The organism is Desulforhabdus sp. TSK (assembly GCF_022836495.1).
Lineage (GTDB): Bacteria > Desulfobacterota > Syntrophobacteria > Syntrophobacterales > Syntrophobacteraceae > Desulforhabdus.
On record NZ_BQXM01000011.1, the window covers coordinates 21,731 to 41,506 of the forward strand.

Annotated in this window: 15 protein-coding genes and 1 tRNA gene; all 16 read right to left on the reverse strand. The window is 55.8% G+C overall.

Annotated features, from left to right (window positions below):
- Positions 1-8: 8 nt before the first annotated feature.
- The 16 genes from MWC30_RS08385 to rpoN all read right to left on the reverse strand — a co-directional run bounded on the left by MWC30_RS08385 (position 9) and on the right by rpoN (position 19,776).
- Positions 9-833: a phosphoadenosine phosphosulfate reductase family protein gene (locus tag MWC30_RS08385; protein ID WP_244083718.1), complete on the reverse strand. Its 825-nt coding sequence runs from the start codon at positions 831-833 to the stop codon at positions 9-11.
- Complete coding sequence (locus MWC30_RS08390; protein WP_244083719.1) at positions 834-4,178, reverse strand: hypothetical protein; 3,345 nt, start codon at positions 4,176-4,178, stop codon at positions 834-836.
- 56 nt (positions 4,179-4,234) lie between these two features.
- Positions 4,235-5,164, reverse strand: coding sequence for a DUF4007 family protein (locus tag MWC30_RS08395; RefSeq protein WP_244083720.1), 930 nt, complete (start codon positions 5,162-5,164; stop codon positions 4,235-4,237).
- Between the two features lie 232 nt (positions 5,165-5,396).
- Positions 5,397-5,482, reverse strand: a tRNA-Leu gene (locus tag MWC30_RS08400).
- A gap of 62 nt (positions 5,483-5,544) precedes the next feature.
- Entirely contained in the window at positions 5,545-6,015 is a 471-nt protein-coding gene (gene secG, locus MWC30_RS08405) for a preprotein translocase subunit SecG (protein ID WP_244083721.1), read from the reverse strand.
- 8 nt (positions 6,016-6,023) lie between these two features.
- Positions 6,024-6,794: a triose-phosphate isomerase gene (tpiA, locus tag MWC30_RS08410; protein ID WP_244083722.1), complete on the reverse strand. Its 771-nt coding sequence runs from the start codon at positions 6,792-6,794 to the stop codon at positions 6,024-6,026.
- 18 nt (positions 6,795-6,812) lie between these two features.
- A complete protein-coding gene (gene pgk, locus MWC30_RS08415; RefSeq protein WP_244083723.1) occupies positions 6,813-8,006 on the reverse strand; it encodes a phosphoglycerate kinase in 1,194 nt (397 codons plus the stop codon).
- Positions 8,007-8,076: 70 nt separating this feature from the next.
- The gene (gene gap, locus MWC30_RS08420; protein WP_244083724.1) at positions 8,077-9,087 is read right to left on the reverse strand and encodes a type I glyceraldehyde-3-phosphate dehydrogenase; all 1,011 of its coding nucleotides are present in this window, start codon (positions 9,085-9,087) and stop codon (positions 8,077-8,079) included.
- Between the two features lie 34 nt (positions 9,088-9,121).
- Positions 9,122-10,453 (reverse strand): type I glyceraldehyde-3-phosphate dehydrogenase, encoded by a 1,332-nt coding sequence (locus MWC30_RS08425; RefSeq protein WP_244083725.1) that lies wholly within the window; start codon positions 10,451-10,453, stop codon positions 9,122-9,124.
- A gap of 274 nt (positions 10,454-10,727) precedes the next feature.
- Positions 10,728-15,014, reverse strand: a complete 4,287-nt coding sequence (locus tag MWC30_RS08430; protein WP_244083726.1) for a PEP/pyruvate-binding domain-containing protein — start codon at positions 15,012-15,014, stop codon at positions 10,728-10,730.
- Positions 14,905-15,564, reverse strand: a complete 660-nt coding sequence (locus MWC30_RS08435; protein ID WP_244083727.1) for a GNAT family N-acetyltransferase — start codon at positions 15,562-15,564, stop codon at positions 14,905-14,907. Before MWC30_RS08435 ends, MWC30_RS08430 begins: the two co-directional genes overlap by 110 nt.
- Before the next feature lie 78 nt (positions 15,565-15,642).
- Complete coding sequence (locus MWC30_RS08440; protein ID WP_244083728.1) at positions 15,643-16,077, reverse strand: PTS sugar transporter subunit IIA; 435 nt, start codon at positions 16,075-16,077, stop codon at positions 15,643-15,645.
- Between the two features lie 11 nt (positions 16,078-16,088).
- Positions 16,089-16,964 carry an RNase adapter RapZ gene (rapZ, locus tag MWC30_RS08445; RefSeq protein WP_244083729.1) on the reverse strand — a complete coding sequence of 292 codons (876 nt, stop codon included), beginning with the start codon at positions 16,962-16,964 and terminating at the stop codon, positions 16,089-16,091.
- Between the two features lie 286 nt (positions 16,965-17,250).
- On the reverse strand, positions 17,251-17,712 hold the full coding sequence (locus tag MWC30_RS08450) for a PTS sugar transporter subunit IIA (RefSeq protein ID WP_244083730.1): 462 nt from the start codon (positions 17,710-17,712) through the stop codon (positions 17,251-17,253).
- A 29-nt stretch (positions 17,713-17,741) separates the two neighbouring features.
- A complete protein-coding gene (raiA, locus tag MWC30_RS08455; protein WP_244083731.1) occupies positions 17,742-18,281 on the reverse strand; it encodes a ribosome-associated translation inhibitor RaiA in 540 nt (179 codons plus the stop codon).
- A gap of 49 nt (positions 18,282-18,330) precedes the next feature.
- Positions 18,331-19,776: an RNA polymerase factor sigma-54 gene (gene rpoN, locus MWC30_RS08460; protein WP_244083732.1), complete on the reverse strand. Its 1,446-nt coding sequence runs from the start codon at positions 19,774-19,776 to the stop codon at positions 18,331-18,333.

Genomic DNA, 19,776 nt, shown 5'->3' on the forward strand with positions numbered 1-19,776 from the left:
CCTTTCACCTAAAGTTGGCAAATCAGGCATCCCTCGCGGGTTGGCGGCTCAAAGTCCATTCCGGCGAGCACTGCTGCCAGCGGAATGTTTTTCCTGCGCCCGCGTTCTCTTTCCTGAGTCTTCTTCCAGTTTTCAATGATTTGCCGAGTTCTTTCCGGGCGTTCCAGGCTCTCAAGTGACTCATCTTTGCACCAGAAGAAAATGTTGGCATTCACACGGTTTGGTTTCTCATAAGCCTTGGCCATCTCGTAGTAGTCAGGATGTTTATGCTTCAACCTGACCCACTCGATCTTCTGCTGATAGAAACAAAAGTAGCAGCCGGACCGGCTGCGCCCCCATTCCATAAACGGGGGTAACCCAATCCCTGAATCCTTGAGAATTCGAATAACGTCGGGATAGGAGATTCCCTCATCCCGAAATGGAAAAATGGCTTTGATATTCGGTTTGTGACTGATATAGCCGACGCGATCCTCATCAGCCCGTATGGCAATATAGTTGATACAGGGATCGGAGCCAACATAATCCTCGAAAGGCTTGAGCTTCATCATCTTGGTGCACCACCTTCTATTGTTTGATGGGAGCATGCCTCCGTATCGCCTCAGAAGATCATCAAAGGTGGTGCCGAAGGTGGTGCGGACAATCTTGACGCCCAGATAAGCCTCAAGCCTATCCAGGTACTCATAGGTTTCTGGTAGCTCTTTTCCAGTGTCGTGGAAAATGTACTCCATTCCCTCTACTCGACCGCGCATATGGACGGCCAGGGCCGCAGAATCTTTACCTCCGGAGAGGCTAAGGATGTGCCTTACCTTCTTGTTATCCCTTAAATCAGCCATTCATTCCTCGGGTTGAGCGTCTTCTATATTGCCAGCCTGCTGCTGCCAAAACAAACGGGCTGCAGCCGCCAAAGCAATCTTGCCATGGTCCTGAATCAGCTTGCTCAGCGCCTTTTCAACGGAACGCAAACTTCGGTCCTCTTCATGACTCCAGTGCAGAACTTCCTCGACTTCGGAGCCGTCCGGACGTGTCACCGTCAGTCGGATGCAGCGTTGGAATCTCTCAGCGTCCTCGGCATCTCCGTTGAAACCGATCGATTCGACTCGCTTGAAACGGGGCACGAGCGAGGCCAGGCGTTCGAAGAAGAATACCTCGTCTATATCTCTCCACCGTTCGGGCGCCTTCCTGGCAACCAAAGTCGCCACGGACTCGATCCACTGCGTGTTCGGAAGGGCAGTGTCTCTCAGGCGCAGCACAAAAGTCTTGAGATCCATATCAACGATGCGATTACCCATTGCCGCCGATCTCGTGGTGATCGCCTTACGGAATTCATCGAAGTTTCCCTTCAAACCGAAAGCATCCTGGAGCCCCTTACGAATGCGCGACAAGAGGCACGGGTAGGCCTCTCGCAGCTCGGTTATCGATTCGGTGAGCCCTCTTACGAGAGCAGTGACATGATCGCTGCCAAAGGCTTCCGTTCGTACCGCAGGCAGTCCCAATGCTTCCGGAAGCTCTCTAAAAAGCAAGGTGACGGGTTGCCGCGATGAGAGAAGGAGGTCTCTCACCTTGCGCGCCTGTGGAGACAGAGTCTCGCGTGCGTGTCTCACATATTCCGGAAGCGAAACAGCGAAAGTCACCAAGGGTCGAACTACTGTCAGGACGTCCGGACGCTGGTTCGTCTCGGCACCGAGCACCTTTGCCATTTGACTGTACACTTCCAGGCGGATGCCGCTCACAGAGCAATGCTGAAGCGTGAAGGCTTCGGGCTCCTTGTTCAGCTTCTGGAACTCGTCGCCGCCAACCTTTAAAAGGAACGTGCCCTCCTCGTAAACGGACGTTTCCTGCCAGTGTGCCGCCAGGTAGACCGCGACAAGCAGAGGCAGCAGGCCGTCTCGCACACCGAATGGGGGCTGACGCAGCTCCTCGTAAATCCGGTCCACCGACACCGAATTCAAATCCGCCTCCAGCAGCAGATCATGGATGCGCTTAAGGCTTGGCGCCAGGCGGCAGGGATCTTCCTTCAGCTCCGAATGGGAAGCAAACCGCCATGAGCTTCCATCCTTGATGTGAAGATTGCCCTCTTTGAGCACCGACAAGTAAATCGCCAATTCCGGTGGATTACGATCGCCATCCAGGCCAAGATTTTCCTCAGTCGAGTGATTTGCCACGGCTTCGATCAGAAGCGTTCGGGCTCGCGAAGCGGCGGATTGGGTCACTCTGCGATTGATGAGCTCGTTCAGAACAATCGGACAGTCCGGATAGAGCTGCTCGCAGACAACGCTCAGGTAGCCGGCAATCCCGCGGTGCTCCTCTATCTCAATCTCATCACCACCATGAAACCAACGAATCGGGCGATTCCGATCAACCGTAAATTCTGTAAGGAATTCCAGCTCTCGACCTAAAGAGGCTTTCAATCGTTCGATCTCATCGCGCACGTATTCGCGGGCAAATTGGTCGAAAGAAAGCTCCCGGGCATTCTTCCTGACCCACTCCCAGCGCTTCAACTCTGAGAGAAGGTGGGACACGCCGGCGACAGGAGCGCTGACACCACAAACGATATGCCTTGGCAGAGCTTTAAGCATCGGCATCTGGATTACGGTTTGCTGCTCCTCATTCGAGAAGGGAATGACAACGAGCACCGTTCCATCCGCGGAAAGCTCTCTATCTGCCTGCTGCAGCTCCTTCTCCGCATCCTTGGCATGAACGTAGTGAACCGAGAAATGACGCAAGTTTCCAGTCTGAACGTAATGGCGCCGGGCCACCAAATGCTTTTCCGGAAGGTAGCTCAAGAGGGCGAGAGCTGAGGAATTGGAACCTCCAACGGCTTCATCCGCCTGCCGCAGTAGATCCTCGAGACTGGCGCTGGTGTGCGGCCACAGAGACAGCCCCTTCGCCGTTCCCCGCTCGTGCAGCAACCGCAGCTCCGATAAGAGTTGCTCTACGACCCCGGCGGTTTCGGGCTCTGATTCTGAAGCCAGAAGAACTTCCCGCGTCGATGGGAGCGCGGGATCGTCGATCATGTTCAAGAGCGCTACCGCCTTGAGAATCTTTTCCGCTGCCTCTCCGTATGACATCCCCTTATCGACCACGGATTCTGCAATATCCCAGCGCGCACGGTGGGGACCTGTGGATAGCTGCGAGAGATTTCCTTTGAAGTAGTCATAAAGGTCGGAAATCCGGTAGAGTCTTTCGCCGATTGCAACTCGATCTGCAAACGCCCGAAGGCCAAAGGGCTCGAAGGATGTCAGAAAGCTCACGATAGAACGCTCGTTCTGACCGAACTTTCGAAGCAGTGCGACCAGAGCCGGTAAGACAATCGGATTCAAGGGAAACAGCCGTGGGGCAAGGGACACGAGAGACTTTTCAGCGGCAAGCGATCCGTAGAAGCCGGCTTTGATAGCCCGGCGCATTAGGCTTTGCATGAGCTCCTGGAACTTCTTTGGCAGTAGATCTTCCTGAATTCCCAGAGTCTCGGTCAACAAAACGGCGGCCTGCTCGATCGGCTGGGCAAACACGATCTCCTCGTATCGGCCGGCTACTTTGTCCCATTCTTTTCTTGCAACGGCATCGGCGGCGGCCGAGTAGGAAGCAAACCCTTGGTGTAGCAACGCCAATACCATGAGCGGTTTTCCGTTGCTTCGGACCGCCTTCTCTCCCAGACGCTGCAATAGATAGATGTCATCCTCATCCGGGTGTTGTGCGGCGTAGCGAAGATTCTGTCCCAGCTCATCGAGCACAAGCAGCAAGCCGTCACCGGTCTTTTTTGCCCGGATTCGATCTCCTAGGCGGTTCAGAAGCTCCAGGAGCTCTTCGCTGGAACCGACAGTAGATGGGCACTCACTCTTTCCAAATGCTCTCTTTTCCGTTTCTCGGATACCTCTCAGGATGCCGCTTCGCAGTGACTCGAGATCGCCCGTCACCAAGATCGGCTCGAGCTTCATCTTGTCATCCATCCAATTTCGGAGATCCGACGGAAGTCTTTCGTCATGTACCGCGGCAACTCGCGCCAGGGCAAGGGCAAAGCTCGACTTACCCGTTCCATAATCGCCTGTCAGTCGCCAGGCGCGCTGGGAAGAAAACGGCTGGAGACCGCTCGATACGCGCCGAAGGGTCTCCCGAACCAGATTTGTCATGACGTAGTGGTCGCTGGAGTGAGGATCATCGTAGTCTTCTGCGATGTCCACGGACCGTAGGAAGGCCCCTCGAATTCGAAACAAACTGGAGACAGGCTGCTGCTCTATCACGCATGCCTCCCGAATGCTTCCGGCAAAAGCATATTGAGGTCGTTCGTTGGGCTAAGCCGTCGTATCATCCTTTGGTTTGCGCCTTCCAGAACGATGAATTCATCAGGTTTCTCCTGGGACAAGTGAGCAAGGCGATCTCGAATCTCCGTTTCCGGCATCCGAAAGACGCGCCCCGGACTGCATCGGCCGAAAGCGACGTCCGAAAACAGCACTGTTTCCTCGTGTTTGGCGAAACGATTCCACCAATCGTGCAGGCAAAACCTGAATAAGTCATTGGAGATAGAATTCTTCCTTCGAACATCGATCAAAAAGAGAGGGTCACGCCCGCGCTCTCCCCGACGCTCGCCGAGTCGTCGAATGAAGCCAAGGCTGGACAGCGGACTATCCAAGGTGTCCTCGGGAATCTGGTTTCCCATCCTCTCTGACGCCACATAGGTTCTCAGGAAGACATCCAAGTGCTGGCGTAGGGTGACAAGGGAAAGGGGCCTCGCGTAGGCGTCGGATTCGGCTTGAAACGCCTCCAGTGCTTCGCTCATGGCAAACTCAGGCTCCTGGCAGAGGTTGACAATCCAGTGCCATGCGAAAAAAGTTCCGGACGTATTCGTAGAGGCCTGCCAATGGAGAAGCCAAAGGGTACGCCTGTCTTCCAAGAAGGGATCCGTGCCGCTGGCGCCGAAGATGATTTCTCCAAATTCCGTCACCTTCAACCGCCCCTCTGCACGCTCGATCACGCCGAAGTATTCGCTCCAGCACTGAAGGGCCGTGACCATATTTTTGCCCAGCCCCAGGATCCGCATTCCATTACGTGGATTGGAAAAAGGATCTTGTCCCCGGGATACTGCGGCTACGGCTTTCGGCAGCCAGGCTACACGGAGGGGAAAAGTCTCGTGGCCGGAGAACGAATAAAATTTTTTCGTTAGGTTCATCTTTTGTTTTTGTTTAGCATGTGTGAGTCAGATATGTTCCCTATTGAATTTTAACCTTTAACAATTTACCCCCGCGTCCCGGGCAATCCACCACTGTTTTGGGCGCCAACAGCTCTGTTGCAGTACCATTTTATCCAATCTATCCTTTCTTTCGAGGCGGGCGGGGACACTATGGACTTGCCAAAAACAAAAGCCGCAACCCCCTTTAGGATTACGGCTCGTTTTGTTCGCATGGTGCCGAAGGCCGGACTCGAACCGGCACGAGTTTCCCCACCACCCCCTCAAGATGGCGTGTCTACCAAGTTCCACCACTTCGGCAAGCAGGGTGGATTATACTCAAATCGCGTCTTTTAGCAAGCACAAATTGAGCAGTTTTCCCCTTAAGGCTTTTCCGCAGGCTGGGCCGGAGGAGCCGCCGCCGGGGCGGGCACCGCAGGTTCCTGGGCCTGCTGTGTTACAGGCTGCTGGGCCGGAGCCTGAGGTGCTGCCGCACTCTCCTGGGCTTTGGGCGTCGCTTCGGTAGCAGCGGCCGGAGGCGTTGCGGGCGCCGGCACGGGCTTCGCTTCGGGAATGGCCGGTCCCGGCTTCTCAGCGGGAAGATTTTCCATGATGGATTTCGTCCGGGGTCCCGACGACAAACCCGTGAGAGTCAGGCAGGTCAGCATGAAGATCACGGCGGCGCCCGTCGTGAGCTTGCTCAGGAATGTCGTTCCCCCGCTCCCACCGAAAAGGGTTTGAGAGGCGCCGCCGAAGGCAGCTCCCATGTCGGCTCCCTTTCCCGTCTGAAGCAGGACGATCAGGATGAGAGCGACACAAGCCAGGGAATGAACAATAATGATTGCAGTGTACATCGGTGGTCTCATTTCTCCACGGATTGAAATTGCACGATGCGCTGGAAGGAGCTCACTTCCAGGCTCGCACCGCCTACCAACAGCCCGTCGATATCCGGCTGCGCCATGAGCGCATCGACATTGTCCGGTTTAACCGAACCTCCATACAATATTCTCGTCTGGTTTGCAATCGCTTTGTCGAACAAGGAGGCGCATAAACCCCGGATGAAGGCGTGCACTTCCTGCGCCTGCTCGGGGGTGGCCGTCTTCCCCGTACCGATGGCCCAGACGGGCTCATAGGCGATGATGAGCTTCTGGGACTGTTCCCTGGTGAGCCCCTGGACCGCCGTTTTCACCTGAAGGGAGACCACATCGAAGGTTTTGCCCGCTTCCCTGTCCGGCAGGAGCTCCCCGACGCACAGGATGGGCAGCAGGTCCCATCGGAAGGCGGCAGTCAGCTTTTTCTGAATCATGTCATCAGTTTCGCCGAATATATGCCTCCGTTCGGAATGCCCCAGGATGACGCAGTCGCACCCGACCTCCTTCAGCATGGGTCCGGAGACTTCTCCCGTGAAGGCCCCTTTTTCCTCCCAATGACAGTTCTGCCCGGCGAGGTGGTAACCCGGCAGGTTCATGGCTCCTCTCGCAGCCGCCAGGGCCGTACTGGGAGGGGCGATCATGACTTCGCGGTCGGTGCAGGGGCCGACGGCGCTTTGAAGCTCCTTCAGAAAGGAAACGGTTTCAGCCTGGTTTTTGTACATCTTCCAGTTGGCTGCAATGAACGGTATGCGCTTTTCCATAGCTCCTCGTATGATCTCTCAGGATCGTCCGCTGCATTCTTCCAACGCGGCGACTCCCGGCAGGATTTTTCCTTCCAGCATCTCCAGAAACGCTCCACCGCCGGTAGACACATAACTCACCTTGTCCGTCATGCCCCCCTGACGTACGGCCGCGGCGGAATCTCCCCCTCCCACCACCGTGAGGGCGTCGAGGGTCCCCAGAAATTCAGCGATGGCGAACGTGCCTTTATGAAAGGGCGGTGTCTCGAAGGCTCCGAGGGGTCCGTTCCAGACGACGGTCTTGCAGCCCTTCAGTACTTCCTCGAAGGCTGCGATGGTCTTGGGCCCCACATCCAGGATCTGAGCATCGGCCGGCACCGCATCCACGGGCACCTCCCGGACTTCCACGGAGGCTTCCATGCGTGGCGCTACGACGGCATCCAGGGGGAGATGGACTTGTACCCCTTTTTCAGCCGCGGCCTTCAGAAGGCGAGTTGCCGTTTCCAGGTGATCGTCTTCCACGAGGGATTTGCCCACATCCTTTCCCTGAGCCTTCAGAAAAGTGTTGGCCATGGCTCCCCCGATGACGAGGTGGTCGGCCCGGGAGAGGAGGTTTTCCAGGACTCCGATCTTGGACGAGACCTTGGCCCCGCCGATGATCATGGCCAGAGGACGCTTGGGCTCCTCCATCGCCTGGTGGAAATACTTGATTTCATTTTCAAGCTGGTAACCGGCGGCGCACAGTGGCACATAGCGGGTGATGCCGTGAACCGAGGCGTGGGCCCGGTGGGAAACGGCAAAGGCGTCGTTCACGTAAATGTCCGCCAGGGCTGCCAACTGCCTGGAAAAAGCCTCGTCATTTTTTTCTTCTTCCCCATGGAAGCGGAGATTTTCCAGGAGAAGGATCTCTCCATTCCCGAGGCCGGCAACAAGACCCTGCACAGCTTCCCCGACACAATCGGGCGCCATTTTTACGGGCCTGCCCAGGACCTCCGCAAGGTAACTGCCCACGGGATTCAAAGAGAGCTCCGGAACGACTTTGCCCTTGGGCCTTCCCAAATGCGATGCCAGGATGAGCTTTCCTCCCGCGTCCACGACTTTCCTGATGCTTGGCAGGACGGCCTGAACCCGTAGATCATCCGTCACGCGCTGCTGCTTATCCAAAGGAACATTGAAGTCCACCCGCATGAAAACGCGTTTTCCTGAGAGATTCAGCTGTTCCAGGGTCTTCATGTCTCCACATCCTTTCCATTTCTTATGGTAGGAAGCGTCGGTACACGCTCGATGTCCGCTTGGAATGCCATCAGTCGAGGCTCTTGCCCACGATCACTGCCAGGTCTGCGAGCCGGCTGGAATAACCGTATTCGTTGTCGTACCAGCTGAAGACCTTCACCATGCGGCCTGCCATGACGTTGGTCAGCTTCGCATCGATGCTGGACGAAAAGGAGGTGTGGTTGAAATCACTCGAAACCAGCTCCTCCGTCACATAGTTCAAAATCCCGTGGAGCGGTCCATTGGCCGCATCTTCGAGGACCTTGTTGACTTCGTCGACGGTCACGTCTCTGCCCACCCGAACCACCAGATCCACGAGGGAGACATTGGGAGTGGGAACGCGGATGGAAATGCCGTCCAGCTTGCCCTTCAGCTCCGGAATGACTTCGGCCACGGCCCGTGCCGCACCCGTTGTGGTGGGGATCATGGAAAGGGCGGCTGCCCGCGCACGGCGCCGGTCTTTGTGGAGGGCGTCCAGAAGGCGCTGATCCATGGTGTAGGAATGAATGGTGGTCATGAGGCCATGCTCCACCACGAAACGGTCGTGCAGGAGCGCGACGATGGGCGCCAGGCAGTTGGTCGTACACGATGCATTGGAAACGATGTGATGCTTCCGGGGATCATAGGTGCTCTCGTTGACCCCGATGACGAAGGTGGCGTCCATCCCCTTGCCGGGAGCGGAAAGGAGCACTTTGCGGGCGCCGGCATTGATGTGCTTCTGGCAGTTGTCGCGGTCTGCGAAGCGGCCCGTGCTCTCAAGAACTACATCCACTTTCAGCTCGTGCCAGGGAGACTGGGCGGGATCGGAAACTTTGAGGCACTTGTAGTTTTTCCCGTCGACGATGATGCTGTCCTCGGTGCTGGAAACCTCACGGTGCCACACCCCGTGGACCGAATCATACTTCAGCAGATAAGCCAGCTCTGAAGGGGTAGCCATGTCGTTCAAAGCCACCACTTCCAGTGGAGCGTTTCTATCGATCAAGGCTTTGAAAATAGTACGCCCAATACGCCCGAATCCATTGATTGCTACTCGAATAGACATTCTCTCTCTCCTTTATTGACCCAAAGCACTCCAACTACAACATTTTCGCGATACTGACCGTTCGATCTCCAAGCATATTGGTGTAGCTGCCCAGTTCGTTGTCGTACCAGCCGTAGATCACTGCCTGGGTAACCGGAATTTCCAGAACCTTGTCCTTGAGGGATGCCTTTCCTTCCGCCGTCGCCTTGCCAATCTGCGTCACGTCGAAGGAGGCTCCGGCACCGCCTTCACCCAGGGAATCGATATAAGCGCATGCGCTCAAAATGCTTTCCATATTGATGCGCACTGCGGAAGTCCGAGTATGATTTTCATGCCCTTCAATAACAGCCGCAGCTCTCGGCAGACCGATAATGTCCGAAGAAACATTCTGATCGTCCGAGTAAACGAGGTACCCCTCGGGGAAGTGCTTCACCGCCTGCTGGTAGATACCGTTGATTTTCTCCCGGTTGATGGGATTTCTCAGGCTTTCGTCCTGGATCATCATGACCAGGATGATAAGAGATCCGGCCGTGACGGGGACGCGCACCGACTCGGCAATGAACCCGATGCGCTTCATTTCGGGGATGACCAGGCCGAGAGCTTTGGCTGCGCCGGTACTCGTCAGGATGATGTTGTTGAAGACCGATCGACTCTTCCTCAGGTCCGTGGCCTTGCTCTTGGGGGAGCGGTCCAGCACCTGCTGGGAGCTCGTTGCCGCGTGCACGGTGGTCATGGATGCCGACAGGATGCGGTCCGCTCCGAAATAGTCGAGGAGGGGCTTCACCATGTAGGACAGGCACGTTGTCGTGCAGGACGCGTTGGAAATCACCAAATGCCGCGTGGGGTCGTAGTCGGAATCGTTGATCCCCATGACGGTGGTGACCGCATCCGCGGGCATTTCCCGGCTCTTGTCCTTTATCTTGAAGGGGGCGGACGCAATGACCTTCTTGGCCCCGGCAGCGAGGTGTCCTCGCAGGGAGCCCTTGGGGTCGTCGGGTGGAACGGTGGGGTCGAGAAAGGCGCCCGTTGCATCCACCACCAGGTCTACCCTGTGGTCTCTCCATCCGATTTTGGACGGATTGCGCTCTTTGCACAGAAACGTCGTTTTGATTCCATTGATGCGCATGCTTCCGGAGGCTTCGTCCAGCTCTTCGATGACCCGCCCGGCCCGGCAGCCATACAGATAAGTGTGCAATGCTCCGTACGTGGAGTCCTTCTCGAGGAAACCGGCAATATCCTGAAGACTGGTGCCGACATCACGGCCGATGTTGACCACAAGTTCAGAAAAGTATTGGCGCTCTACATGGTGCCAGATGGAGAGCTTCGCAATTCTTCCCAGACCGTTGATCCCCAGTTTCATGGGCACCATTTTTTCCTGATCACTCATATTGCCTCCCCTTACGATCGACTCATCCTCAAACAGCCACAGTCCAATGCTCCAGTACGGACTTGCTTCGCTGACGCCAAAGGGCCAGGATGCCGCACAACATCCAATACATTAGGCATTCCGAGCGGTAACTTCAAGTCCTTCAATGGTTTTTTCCCGTTCCACGGCGTCGCCCCTACGTGTCCTGTCCCAGGGAGCTCTCCATTGCCAGCTGTTTCAGGATGGCGAAGTTTTGCAACCGATCTCTTCACATTCACATCGTTGCATGTTGTGTTCAACTCAAAAGGTCCACTTCCACTATGTCATGGTGTCCCAAATAGATGGCTCCACTGCGTCCATCGATGCCGATGGGGTCCCCCGTCTCGAGAACATGCTCGGTCTGATCGGGGGCAACGATCCGACATTTTCTATCTTTGACCCACACCTTCATCTTGCTGAATCCCACCACGCAGGTCTTCCCCAGGCGGTGGGCGACGATGGCGGCGTGGGAGGTCGCACCGCCCTTCCCGGTGAGAATTCCGTCAGAAATGGAGATTTCCCCGATATCGTCGGGGACCGTGTCCGAGCGCAGGAGAATGACGGGCTGGTTCATGCGTTCCTTCCGCAACCGCACGATGGAATCCAGGTCAAAGGCCACCAGACCGCACAGGGCGCCACCGCTGGCGCCGATCCCATTGCCGACGTATCCCGCCTGCAGCGCCGGGGATGGTTTGAAGGCGGGATACACGCGGCGCACACGCGGAGCCATGTTCCGGGATTGCAGGACATAGACACCCTCTTCTCCGTCCCCCTGAAAAGTGAATTCAATTTCCTGGGGCGCCCAGCTGTGGTGCTGGGTCAAATCCCGAGCAATGTCCACCAGGCGTCGGTAAACCCGGGGGAAGAGTGTCTCCAGGGATGACTCTTCCCGGCCTCCTTCCGTCAGCCTTTGTTTTTCCGACAGGGGGAGTGTTTTCACGAGTCCTCCCACGACGTCTTCACCCTGGTTGCCCTGCGTGAAATCCCCCACAGGGTCGATCTCGTCTTCGGCAGTCCTGGGATTGTGCGTGAACATCACCCCGGCCCCCGACCGACTGTCCAGGTTTCCGAAGACCATCGTCTGTATGGTGACCGCTGTGCCCCAGTGCTCCGAGAGCATCATGATCTCCCGGTAGGTTTTTGCCTTCTCTGAACCCCAGGATTCCATGACCTTGCCGATGGCTGTGAAGAGCTGGTCCCGGGGATCCTCCGAAAATTCGATCTGGTGGTTCTTAAGCTCCTCCTTATAGGCAAGGGCCAGCCGGCGAATTTCTTCGGGCTCGAATTCTCTCTTCACGTGCCGGCCATGCAGCTTTTTGAAGCGGCTCATGACGGAGGTGAAAACGTCCCGCTCCATGCCGAAGGACATTCCCCACGACTGGATGAAACGGCGGTAGTTGTCCCAGGCGAACCACGCCTGGCCGGTTTCCTTGATGAGTCCTTCGACCACTGCTTCATTGATTCCAACGTTCAAGAAGGTATTCATCATGCCGGGCATGGATACGGCCGCCCCGCTTCGAACCGAGAGCAGGAGGGAGTTGCCCGGGTAACCGAATCCCCGGCCCGTCTCTTCCTCCAGCATATGGATGTGGGCCATTACCCGCTCTTCGAAGTCCTCCAGTGACTGGGCAAAGGAGGAGATGACGCTGCGACAGCGGAAATATTCCGTCGTGATGACAAAAGCCGGCGGCACATTGATGCCGATGGAATACAATTTGGCCAGGTTGTAGCCCTTGTTGCCCAGGTGGATCAGATCGTAGGTCATGGGGTTGGGCTTGTAGACGAGGGAGGTGGTCTTTTCCGGATCGTAGCTCATGAGCAGGTCCAGCTTCTCGGTGCTGAGGACCTCCCGCTGATTCAATAGAGTCGTCAAGATGCTCCCAATGAAATGGTCAAAATATTGCAAGCCGAAGGTGCGTGCAATGATGTCCCGCAGGAAGCTTTCGGATACCCGCTGATTGAGCTCCGTCGGAGTCTCTACGTGCCCCTCCCGCTGGTAGCGGGGCAGGAGGTTATCGGGGGCCAGCTGTTTGATGACCAGGTCGAGATTTCCCTCGTGAACGGAATGGTAGTTGGTCTGGATGATCTGTTTGATAGCCTCGGAAAATCCGCGAAAAATGTCCAGGTACTGGGAATGAGAAAACCGCCGCACTTCCATGGACTTCAGGAACAGCTCCGTCTGACGCTCCAGTCGGTTGGAAGTGATTCCATCGATGGCCAGCGCTTTGCTGAACAAGGGGAGAAACTTGGCAATGCGAAAGAATGTGGCGCGCGTGATGAAGGTGAGGTTGAAGGAATAGATGATTTCTTCAAAGAGAACATTGGCAAGGTTCTCCAGGCGAAAGGTCAGCCCCAGTGCGTCGAATTTCCTTTCGTTGTAAGTCCCGTACATGGAGGGAATGTCTACGGCGATGTGACGTTTGTAATAGATGTTTTCCTGAATGTGCAGCTCGCTCGGCGTGTGAATGACGTCTTTGAGCTCCAGGAGATAGTCCAGGATGGCTTCCAGTTTCCTGTAAGGATCCTGGCTGTCGACAGCCGCCAGCAGGGCTGTCGGGTCGGGCAGGCCCAGGGTCGCTGCGCGCTGCAGGTGAATGTGAATGTCCTTGAAGCTCAGAGCATATTTTTCATGGAGGAGCTGATAGAGCTGGACGAGGAGAAAGGCCCTCCGACGCTCTCTTTCGGAAAGATCCGAGAGCTGCTCGATGAGGGACTGCGTTTCCGCCTCGGACAGATCGAGGAGGTCCTGAACATGATGAATGGTGTTGGTGTTGAAAAGGGAGGTGAAAATCTTGTGAACCTCGTCCACCAGGGGACCGGAAGTCACGATTTCGGCATAAATCTCAGCAGGAACCAGGTCCTTGAGCTTCTCCTTGTCTAGAGTCCGCCAGAAATCGATGATGGCCTCGATGAAGGACACCACGACATTGTTGCTCTCTACGTGACTCTGCTTGCGGAGGAAATGGATGAGGCGATCGCTTCTCCCCGTCAGCTCATCCACTTCGGTGGAGACGGTACGCAGCTGCCCCTCGGCCCCGATTTGATTGAAGTAGACGGGAAAGAGCTTGGCCAACTGCTTCACGAGATTGTAGGCGCTGCGGATGGGAGCGTGCAGCAGCTGGCTGACATCTTTCTGAAAAAGATCCGTATCCCGGATGAAAATCCCTCCCAGGGAAAGATTGACGATGAGGGCCGAAAGGAGGGTCTTCGTCCTGGCAGGATTCTTTTTGATGATCTCGATCCAGATGCGGATATTGGGAAGGTGCGCGGGGTTGACATCCTTTTGCCAGTGCTGGCTCACCCCTCCCAGTTTGGGCGTCTGGAACCCCATCTGGATGATGCGATTGAGGAAGAAATCGATGAGGGGAGGAATTCCCGTGTTGATGACTTCGATCCCGATGGTTCGAATGATCTGCAGAGCGGCTTCGGGGTAGTTCATCATGCAGACTTCCAGGACGTCAAAGATCCTGTTCAGGAAAGTCTGCAGCTTTTCGGCCGGCTCCTGCTGAATGAGCCGGGCGATGTCGAAGTTGATCTCCCGCAGCGTTTCCTCGTGAATGCCTTCCAATCCCCTGACTTCCATGATTTTGAGGCGCATGAGCATGCTCAGATGGGAGCCGTCCTGGGCGGATTCATAGGCCTTCAGCTCTTCAGGCAGTCGGAAGTAGTGGCGAACGACTTCGTGGAAATCCGGAAGCTCCACCAGTCGGGCGACCGCTTCCCGGTGATCCGGCTCCTTTTCGATTTCTGTCTTGAGGGCCCCCAGGTACCCCTGGTACTTTTCATGGGTGATGAACGAACAGATCTGGCTCCAGGGGGGCATGGACGCAGGCTGTTCTTCCTGCTGCTGCAGCCATTGACAGGGGTCTTCCCGGAGGAGCCAGAAGTGATAGGTCTCCTCCGTCAGCCGCTGCAGAAGCGCTCGCATCTCTCCAAAGGAAGCGGCGTCCGGCCAGATTTTGAGCAGCTTTGCGGCGAGCTTCTTGGGTTGATAGTAGCTCCGCATGAGATGCTCAAAGGGCTCTTCCTCCAGTCGGGAGAGCTCCCTGAGATAGAAGCGCAGGATCCCTCCATGGCAGGATGTGAGGCTGGGGAGGGTCTCATGGAGCGTCTCGACAGCGGTTCCCTCAGGGACCGGCAAGGCCATTTGCTCGGGCATTTCCTCCACGATTTTTAACCAGAAAGCCAGCAGATGGTCTGCCGCAAGGTTGCGGATCTCGGAGCGTTCGGACTGCCGGAGGGCGTCCAGCAAAATATGAGAGATCAGGTAGACGACCATGCCGTTGCGAGGATGCTGTCGGTACACACGGAGATTCGCTGTGGCATATCTCCAGGTTTCCTGAATGACAAACTGCCAGTTGCGATAGCGATGATGGTATTCGACGAGGAATTCCCGTGTCTGCTGCTCTTTGCCCGCAAAGCCATGGACGGCTTCAATGAGAACCTCGAAAAGGGGGGGTACTTCCACCTGGATGTTGGTCAGGTCCATGTTCTTCGTCAGGGCGTCGGATTGGATGCTGTTCGATTGCAGTGGATGATTCATGTGATATGACCCTTTCCATCATAACGGCCGCTTCTTTCACGATTCCATAGTATTCGGGTCGCTCTCCCACCGCCTGGAATCCCATCTTCCTGTAAAGCAATTGTGCAGGCAGGTTGCTTTTTCGGACTTCCAGAACGGCCGAGCAGGCTCCATGGGTGCGTCCCCATTCGAGGGCGTGCGCAAGCAGCGCTTTTCCGATTCCACATCTGCGCCATCTCCTGTGCACGGTTACATTCAGAATTTGGAGCTCATCCGCCACCAGCCAACAGCAGATATAGCCCGCGATGGGGTTCGCACCGTGGCCGCATGCCTCCCTTCGCGTCTGGATTTCCGGGCCCTCTGCCGGCGGGTGGTCTAAGAACCTGCTCAGGTGCGCCACCCAGAAACGGGAAATAGGGCGATGCAGCTCCTCCCGCATCGATGCTTCAGACCAGGGCTCCACATGGCTTTCCATTTCTATGGCCGCAATGCCCGACAGATCCTCTTCCCGCAGGAAATCGATGCGCAGTTGCAAACAACCGCCGGCCTCGCAGTCCTCAGTCTGTTTCAATGCCTGTAGAACCTCCTGCCCTCCGCCTTTTTCGGCGGGCCCCGCGAGAGTCCGTTCTTTGCTGCCGAGCGCCTCCGTTCATTCCGTCTTCACGGAGCGCGAGAGGACTTCACTGGCCAGGGAGATATGGCGCTGCCCGTATTCCTTGGCCAGTTTTGCCGCTTCATTGAGGGTGTGGTCGGCGCGGCAGGAAGCGAGCTTGATGAGCATGGGCAGGTTCATGCCGCAGACGATTTCGACCCGGGGGCTCAGGAAAGAAAGGCTGATGTTGGCCGGAGTGCCTCCGAAGAGGTCCGTAAGGATCAAGACCCCTTTGCCTTGATCCAATTCCTTGATGGCCTGGCTCACCTGCTTCAACATTTCTTCGACAGGCTGGTCGGCCCTGAAGCAAAAGGCCCTGGCCCTTTCCAGGCGGCCGACAATCAGTTCCGCTACTTTCAGCATTTCTTCGGCAAGGTGGCAGTGAGAGATGGCTACGATTCCAATGAGTGCTTGATCGTTGTCCTTTGACATCTCTTCCTCATTTATTCCAGATGGATGTCTCGATGAAAAACGTTGACGAAGTAGTCGTTCTTTTCCAGCTGAGCTGCAATTTCATTGGCGATGACCACCGAGCGGTGCTTGCCCCCTGTGCATCCGACGGCGATGGTCAAATAACGCTTTCCCTCCGCCACATAGGCGGGGAGGATTCCCAGGACCAGGCGGCTGAAGGCATCGATGAACCGCAGTGCAGCCGGCCATTGCAGGACCCAGGAGCTGATCTCCGTGCTGCAACCGTCCTTCTCTCTCAATGCCTCCACAAAATAGGGATTGGGAAGGAACCGAACGTCCATGACCACGTCCGCCTCGAAGGGCAGGCCGTATTTAAACCCAAAGGAAAGCACCTGCACCGCCAGCATTTCTTTGTCACTCACCATGGAATAACTACGGGTGATAAGTGCCTTGAGCTGGTGAACAGAGAGATTGCCCGTATCCACGATTCGCGTGGCACGGTTTCGCAGGGCTTTCAGTTGCTCCCGTTCGTTGTGTATGGCGTCCAGCAGCAGTGAATCGGAAGAACCCGCGGGATGCACCCGCCGGGTCTGGCTGTACCTCCGTTGAAGAATGTCCGTAGCCGCCTCGAGGAAGAGCATTTCAAAGCGGTAGCCCGAGTCTTCCAGTTTTTTGAAAATCGTTTCATAGTCCTTGAGGAATTTGCGTTCCCGAATGTCGATCCCCAGGGCGATTTTGCTGATGTCCGGCATATCCCTCTCACAAAGAGAAAGAAAGTCCGGGAGCATGGGGACCGGCAGGTTGTCGATGCAGAAGTAATCCAGATCTTCGAAGGCCTTGATGGCCGTACTCTTACCCGAGCCCGACAACCCGGTGACAATCACGACGTGAACCTTTATTTGGGGCATATGGTATATCCATAAAATAGTTTAAAATTTCCATCAACGTTCATCGTCCATGGGTTCCTGTTGGAAGATGCCGGGGTCGCCGCCGTGGAAGGTGTGTCAGACACTCTCAAACGCAATTTGTTTATTTTCGTACAAACTTTGCCAGAAGTCAAAAAGGGGATTGAAAACGGGGTAAAATGAATGGGTTAAGCGGTGTACTCACACGGATCTGCTGGAAAAATGGACGAATTGAGAAGCGGAAGAGGGGGCGATCCACCCCTCACCGATTCATGGAAGGGGGCACTGGTCAGAAGTCTTCATCTTCCTCGCGAATGATGGAATAGATTTCCTCCCTGCTCACCACGCTCCCCAGCTTTTTCCGTATGGCGCTGTTTTTGAGCAGCCTGGCGATCTTCGCAAGGGCTCGGAGGTGAATCCCCGCACAATTCTCAGGGGCCACCAAAAGGAAGAAAAGATGGACCGGCTTGCCGTCCATCGATTCGAAATCGACCCCCTGGCTGGATCTCCCGAAAGAGAGCACCAGTTGGTCCAGGTCCTTGAGCTTGCCGTGGGGGATGGCGATGCCGTCTCCGATTCCGGTGCTTCCGAGTCGCTCTCTTTCCAACAAAACGCTCATGAGACGCTTGCGATCCAGCTGGGGCTTGTACTCCAGTACCGCATCGATGAGCTCTTCCATGACCTGCTTCTTGGTGCTGCCCTTGAGCTCCGTAACGATCGACTGCTCTGTCAGAATATCCACAATTTTCATCTATCCCTCGCGTTCCCCTGCCCCAACTCTTACGGGAGAGTCTCTATGAGCCCGAAGTGCCCATCCTTGCGGCGGTACAGGACATTGACCTGACGGGTATCTCGATTGTTGAAAACCATGAATTCCCCATTGGAAAGCTTCAACTGCATGACCGCCTCATCGACATCCATGGGCTTGGCGTGTACCTGCTCCACGCGGATGACACGGGCTTCCTCGTCGTCATGGCCTTCCAGAGCAGCCGGCTCGGCGGGAGCTGCAAAGCTCCTGGTATGATTTCCCCCCTTGTGGCGCGTGGATTTTTCCTTGCTCTTCTTCGCCTGCCCCTCCAGGGTGTCCGCCAGTTTGTCGATGGCCGAGTACATATCCTCCGTCTCTTCCGTCGCATTGATGCGGGAACCACCGGCATCAATGGTGGCCTCGGCGATATGCCGGAATTTCTCCACCTTCAAAACTACATGGGCTTCAATGGGTTCTTTCAGATATTTCTTGATGCGGGAAATTTTCTCTTCCGTATAGTCCCGCAGGGGCGGGGATGGCTCGATATGACGAAAAGTAACGTTGATCTGCATGGTTCAAAGGCTCCATTGTGTCGGGATACTGAGTGGAACATGCCGGTTTTCAAGGTTCCCAGAAAGAAGACTTGCGCTTGCTCGATGGCAGGATATTCAACATCTCCCGGTACTTGGCGACCGTGCGCCGGGCAATGTCGATGTTTTCCCTTTTGAGGATTGCGACGATTTCCTGGTCGCTGTAGGGCTTCTTGGAATCCTCTTCCTTTATGAGCTGCCGAATTCTCTCCTTGACGCTCTCGGAGGCGACTGCTTCACCCCGAACGCTATTTATGGAACTGTTGAAGAAATATTTCAACTCAAAAATCCCATGAGGTGTGTGCATGTATTTGCTGGAGGTTACCCTGCTGATGGTGGATTCGTGCATTCCCACGTCTTCGGCAACATCGCGCAGGACCATGGGCTTGAGGTGGCTCACCCCTTTGTCGAAAAAATCGGCCTGCAGTTTGATGATACTCTGGGCGACCTTGTACAACGTCCGCTGGCGTTGATGAATGCTCTTGATGAGCCAGGCGGCCGATCTCAATTTGTTTTGGATGTAGTCCTTGGCCTCGGTGGGAAGCACTGCATCCTCGCTCAGCGCTTCTTTGTAGTAGGAGCTGACGCGGAGCTTCGGCATCCCGTCCTCGTTCAGGACAATGACAAACTCATCGTCCACCTTCAGAACATAGATGTCCGGGCTGATGTATTCCACCGATTCCTCGTTGTAGGCGCTTCCAGGGCGGGGATCGAGCTGCAGGAGGATATCGATGGCGGTTTTGATCTCGTCGGGTGACCTCTTCAGGGCACGTACGAGAGCCTGGTAATTCTTCGTCTCCAGGAAGTGGAGATGCTGTTCGATGATCTGGAGGAGGAGCTCGTTGTCGGGGTATAGGATCTTTGCCTGGATGGAAAGGCATTCCCGGAGGTCTCGAGCGGCAACTCCAAGAGGGTCCAGGCGCTGCACTTTCGTGAGGACCGCCTCTACCTGTTCCGGGGTCGCCTCGGCCATTTGAGCGATTTCGTCTATCGTTGCATCGAGGTAGCCGTCTTTATCGAGGTTCCCGAGGATGAGGCCTCCGATTTGCTGCTCGGCCTCTGTGCAGTCCGAGAGTCGCAGCTGCCAGGCTACATGGTCTTCCAGCGTATTGGGAAGGGTCAGGCTGTGGTCATAGGAGGTCCATTCCTGGTTGGGATCCGTCTCCACCACCACGGGACTCCCTGAGCTGTATTCCTCCAGGTAGCCTTCCCAGTCGAAATCCTCCCTGATCTTTTCCGTGATTTCAACAGACTCGAAGCCTTCTTCCGTAACCGGTTCGGCTGTGGCGGCTTCTTCCCCCTGGGTGGCCTCTTCCTGCCCCTCTTCCAGCAATGGATTGGTTTCCAATTCCTGGTTGATGGTTTCAAGCAGTTCGAGACGGGAAAGCTGAAGAAGCTTGATCGCCTGCTGCAACTGAGGAGTCATGATCAGTTGCTGGCTCAGTTTTAACTGTTGTCGCAGTTCCAATGCCGCCAT

Excerpts from the sequence above, each read along its gene's own strand:
- MWC30_RS08385 (WP_244083718.1), bottom strand. The coding sequence starts at position 833 with ATGGCTGATTTAAGGGATAACAAGAAGGTAAGGCACATCCTTAGCCTC.
- MWC30_RS08395 (WP_244083720.1), bottom strand. The coding sequence starts at position 5,164 with ATGAACCTAACGAAAAAATTTTATTCGTTCTCCGGCCACGAGACTTTT.
- secG (WP_244083721.1), bottom strand. The coding sequence starts at position 6,015 with ATGTACACTGCAATCATTATTGTTCATTCCCTGGCTTGTGTCGCTCTC.
- tpiA (WP_244083722.1), bottom strand. The coding sequence starts at position 6,794 with ATGGAAAAGCGCATACCGTTCATTGCAGCCAACTGGAAGATGTACAAA.
- pgk (WP_244083723.1), bottom strand. The coding sequence starts at position 8,006 with ATGAAGACCCTGGAACAGCTGAATCTCTCAGGAAAACGCGTTTTCATG.
- gap (WP_244083724.1), bottom strand. The coding sequence starts at position 9,087 with ATGTCTATTCGAGTAGCAATCAATGGATTCGGGCGTATTGGGCGTACT.
- MWC30_RS08425 (WP_244083725.1), bottom strand. The coding sequence starts at position 10,453 with ATGAGTGATCAGGAAAAAATGGTGCCCATGAAACTGGGGATCAACGGT.
- MWC30_RS08430 (WP_244083726.1), bottom strand. The coding sequence starts at position 15,014 with ATGAATCATCCACTGCAATCGAACAGCATCCAATCCGACGCCCTGACG.
- MWC30_RS08440 (WP_244083728.1), bottom strand. The coding sequence starts at position 16,077 with ATGTCAAAGGACAACGATCAAGCACTCATTGGAATCGTAGCCATCTCT.
- rapZ (WP_244083729.1), bottom strand. The coding sequence starts at position 16,964 with ATGCCCCAAATAAAGGTTCACGTCGTGATTGTCACCGGGTTGTCGGGC.
- MWC30_RS08450 (WP_244083730.1), bottom strand. The coding sequence starts at position 17,712 with ATGAAAATTGTGGATATTCTGACAGAGCAGTCGATCGTTACGGAGCTC.
- raiA (WP_244083731.1), bottom strand. The coding sequence starts at position 18,281 with ATGCAGATCAACGTTACTTTTCGTCATATCGAGCCATCCCCGCCCCTG.
- rpoN (WP_244083732.1), bottom strand. The coding sequence starts at position 19,776 with ATGGCGGCATTGGAACTGCGACAACAGTTAAAACTGAGCCAGCAACTG.